At 68.4% G+C, this 3,080-nt stretch carries 3 protein-coding genes; all 3 read left to right on the top strand.

The window, feature by feature from the left end:
- Positions 1–277 precede the first annotated feature (277 nt).
- The 3 genes from D7V88_RS40195 (at position 278) to D7V88_RS40185 (ending at position 2,976) form a co-directional block, all read left to right on the top strand.
- The gene (locus D7V88_RS40195) at positions 278–1,318 is read left to right on the top strand and encodes an IS630 family transposase (RefSeq protein WP_244238655.1); all 1,041 of its coding nucleotides are present in this window, start codon (positions 278–280) and stop codon (positions 1,316–1,318) included.
- Between the two features lie 164 nt (positions 1,319–1,482).
- Positions 1,483–2,496: a DUF932 domain-containing protein gene (locus D7V88_RS40190; protein ID WP_120545786.1), complete on the top strand. Its 1,014-nt coding sequence runs from the start codon at positions 1,483–1,485 to the stop codon at positions 2,494–2,496.
- A gap of 48 nt (positions 2,497–2,544) precedes the next feature.
- Entirely contained in the window at positions 2,545–2,976 is a 432-nt protein-coding gene (locus tag D7V88_RS40185) for a hypothetical protein (RefSeq protein ID WP_147449098.1), read from the top strand.
- The last annotated feature ends 104 nt before the right edge of the window (positions 2,977–3,080 follow it).

Genomic DNA, 3,080 nt, shown 5'->3' with positions numbered 1-3,080 from the left:
TGCTGCTCGTCGTCGATGCCGGGCCGCAGGCTGGGAAGCCAGACGCCGGCGTCCTCGGGCAGGCACTGTCGCCCCATCCCGAGCAGGGTGGGCTTCGGGCCCAGCTCCAGGAAGGTGTCGCAGCCTAAACCGAAGTTCGTGATCCTCGATCAGGCTGAGGAGCAGGCGGGCGTGAATTGGGCGGGAAGAAGTGGCAGGGGCACCTCTCGTTCGGCTCTGTGTGCGCAGAAAACCTGAGAGCGAGAAGGCCCTGCCCAAGGGCAAAGGTAGGAAGTGGTTGAAGAGGAAGCAGCGCCAGGCGCTGCTGCGATGGGGCGAGAGGAGCGGCTGCCCGCTCACCATGCGGCGGTGCATGGCCGTGGCGGCGGTGGGGAGGGGAGCCTCGTGCAATGCCGCAGCCCGGGACCTGGGCTGTGCCACCTCCACCGTCGTCAGCGCGGTGCGTCGCTACCGGGAGGCCGGACGCGGAGCGCTGCGAGACAGGAGGGAGGGTAATGGACAGCGCAAGGTCGACGAGCGATTCCGAGAGAGGTTGACGCGGGTGCTGCAGAGAACGCCCGAGGACTGGGGCTGGTGCCGGCCTACCTGGACACGGGAGTTGCTGTGCCTGGAACTTGAGCGCCGGGGGCTGCCCCAGGTGTCCGTGGCGACCATGGGACGTGCGCTCACCTCGCTCGGCGCGCGGCGCAAGGCAGCCAGGCCCATCGTCCAGTGCCCCTGGCCTGCCTGGAAGCGTCGGCGCCGGCTCTACGAGTTGAAGTGCCTGCATGCCCACAAGCCCCCGGAAGAGCCCGTGCTCCACGTGGATGAGGTGGACATCCATCTCAACCCCAAGGTGGGACACGACTGGTGTCTTCCGGGGCAGCGCCGGGTGGTGGTGACACCGGGCAACAACCAGAAGCGCTTCCTGGCCGGAGCGTTGAATGTCCGGACGGGGAAGCTGACGTGGGTGGAGGGCAAATCCAAGGCCAGCGACCTCTTCATCCAGTTGCTCTGGCACCTCGCGGGTGAATACCGGCGCGCTCGCCGCATCCACCTCGTGCTGGACAACGCCGCGGTCCACACCAGCCAGAAGACTCGCAAGGCCCTTGCTCAACTTGGAGGGCGCATCGTGCTCCACTTCCTGCCACCCTACTGTCCCCAGGGCAACCGCATCGAGCGCGTGTGGCTGGACCTGCACGCCAACGTCACGCGAAATCACCGCTGCCGCACCATGGACCAGCTCATGGTTCGGGTGCATGCCTACCTCGCCGCACGCAACGCCCAACGCTCTGCCAGTCCATGCCTACGTCGAGCCGACCTCAGGCGCACCGCCTGAGGTCATGCGGGAATCGTGGTCGTTGGTTTAGCAGCGCCTCGCAATGTCAGATGTGGATGGTAGGTATTGAAGCGCGGTGAGGGCTTCGCGCCCTCGCCGCACCGCCCGGGTTGCCCCCGAGCGCGACACCGCCGGCGATAGCCGGCACCGAAGGACTCGACACCATGGCGCACAACATCAACCAGATGGTCTACGCAGGCGCAACCCCCTGGCACAAGCTGGGAACCCAGCTTCCCGGCAACGGCACGTGGGAGGACATCCGCGATGCCGCCGGCTTCTACACCGCGCACGCCGTTCCCCTCTCCATGCCCGACGGCTTCCAGGTGCCGGACCGCAAGGCGATTGTGCGCGGCGACACCGGCGCGTACCTCGCCACCGTCAGCGAGGGCTACCAGCTCCTTCAGTTCGAGGACCTCGCCCGTGCCGGTGTCCTCGCTTCGCAGGGTGTCCAGGCCATCTGGCACACCGCCGGCACCCTCGGGGAGACGGGTGCGCGCGGGTGGATGCTCGCGGAGCTGCCCGGCCGCATCCACGTCCGCCACGACCCGAGCGAGATTCGCAAGTACGTCCTGCTCACCACCGCGCACGACGGCACGGCCGCCGCCGTCCTCGCCAACGTCGCCACGCGTGTCGTGTGCCAGAACACGCTCGGCGCCGCGCTGCGCGAGCGCGCGGGCTCGCGCTGGAGCATCCGCCACAGCCGCAACGCCAAGGAGCGCCTGGAGAACGCCGCGCAGGCCTTCGCCCTCATGTCCCAGGAAATGGCCGACTTCGAAACCCTGGCCAACGTCCTCGTCGCGCGCCCGTACACCCTCCAGCAGCACCGCGAAGCCATGGACATCCTCCTGCCCCTGCCGAAAGAGGACGTGAAGAAGAAGCACCCGCGCATCGAGGCCGACCGCCGCGAAGCCTCTCGCCTCTTCTCCGAGTTCGTGGGCGCCGCGCCGGGCCTCGTCGGGACGGCCTATGGGGCCTTCCAGGCGTGGACGGAGTTCAGCGACCACCGCAAGGACTCCCTGTCCGGCATGACGTCGCTCTCCAACAAGCGGACGGCGCGTCGGATGCTGTCCGCAACCCTCGGTGACGGCGCTGTCCGGAAGGCCAAGGCCCTCTCCCTCCTGTTGAAGCAGACCGGCACCTACGCCCGCGACGCTTCCGCCCTCCCTGCCCTGGCGTAGTCCTCCTGACGGCGGGCCCTCGGGCCCGCCGTCGTCCTGTCAGACGCCATGAAGAAGCCTTTCCCCGCCCCAGCACGTCCACCGCAGTCTGATCGCCGTAGCGCCATCGCGTTGATACGGGTGCTCGTGCGCAAGAAAACTCCAATTGCCCCGCTGCTTGTCATGCAGGAGCTGCTTCCGCAGTGTCCAACCGTCACCGCCCGAATCGACGAACTCAACGTCATCTTTGAACGGTCCGTGAAGGCTCGCCGGATGACCCAGGCGGATGCAATGACGGTTGTCCGCATCACCGACGCGACGGTGACGGCGCTTGGATTCGACCCACGCACCGAGCCCGACCCGTCGGAGGTGGTGCCCCTCCATTCCAGTGTCCGCGCCGCGATCCTCGAGGGTGACAACGCGGCCCTGTGGCGGGCAATCCTTGCCGCGCAGCGTGACGGCTCGCCGTGGGCGCCCTCCGCCCCCAAGGAGCCCGCCTAGTCCGTCCGCGAGGCGTGCCTCCCCTGGCACGCCTCGCCTCGCAGCCAGTAAGGCCGCTGGGGCTGTCGCCCCCTGCCCGAGCCCCCCGACGGCCTCGCCAGCGT

The organism is Corallococcus terminator (assembly GCF_003611635.1).
GTDB classification, from domain to species: domain Bacteria; phylum Myxococcota; class Myxococcia; order Myxococcales; family Myxococcaceae; genus Corallococcus; species Corallococcus terminator.
Note: the sequence above shows the minus strand (reverse complement) of the source record. Positions and strands in the feature narration are given on the sequence as shown.

Bases quoted from the DNA above. Each gene is read 5' to 3' on its own strand.
- D7V88_RS40190 (WP_120545786.1), top strand. From the start codon at position 1,483: ATGGCGCACAACATCAACCAGATGGTCTACGCAGGCGCAACCCCCTGG.
- D7V88_RS40185 (WP_147449098.1), top strand. From the start codon at position 2,545: ATGAAGAAGCCTTTCCCCGCCCCAGCACGTCCACCGCAGTCTGATCGC.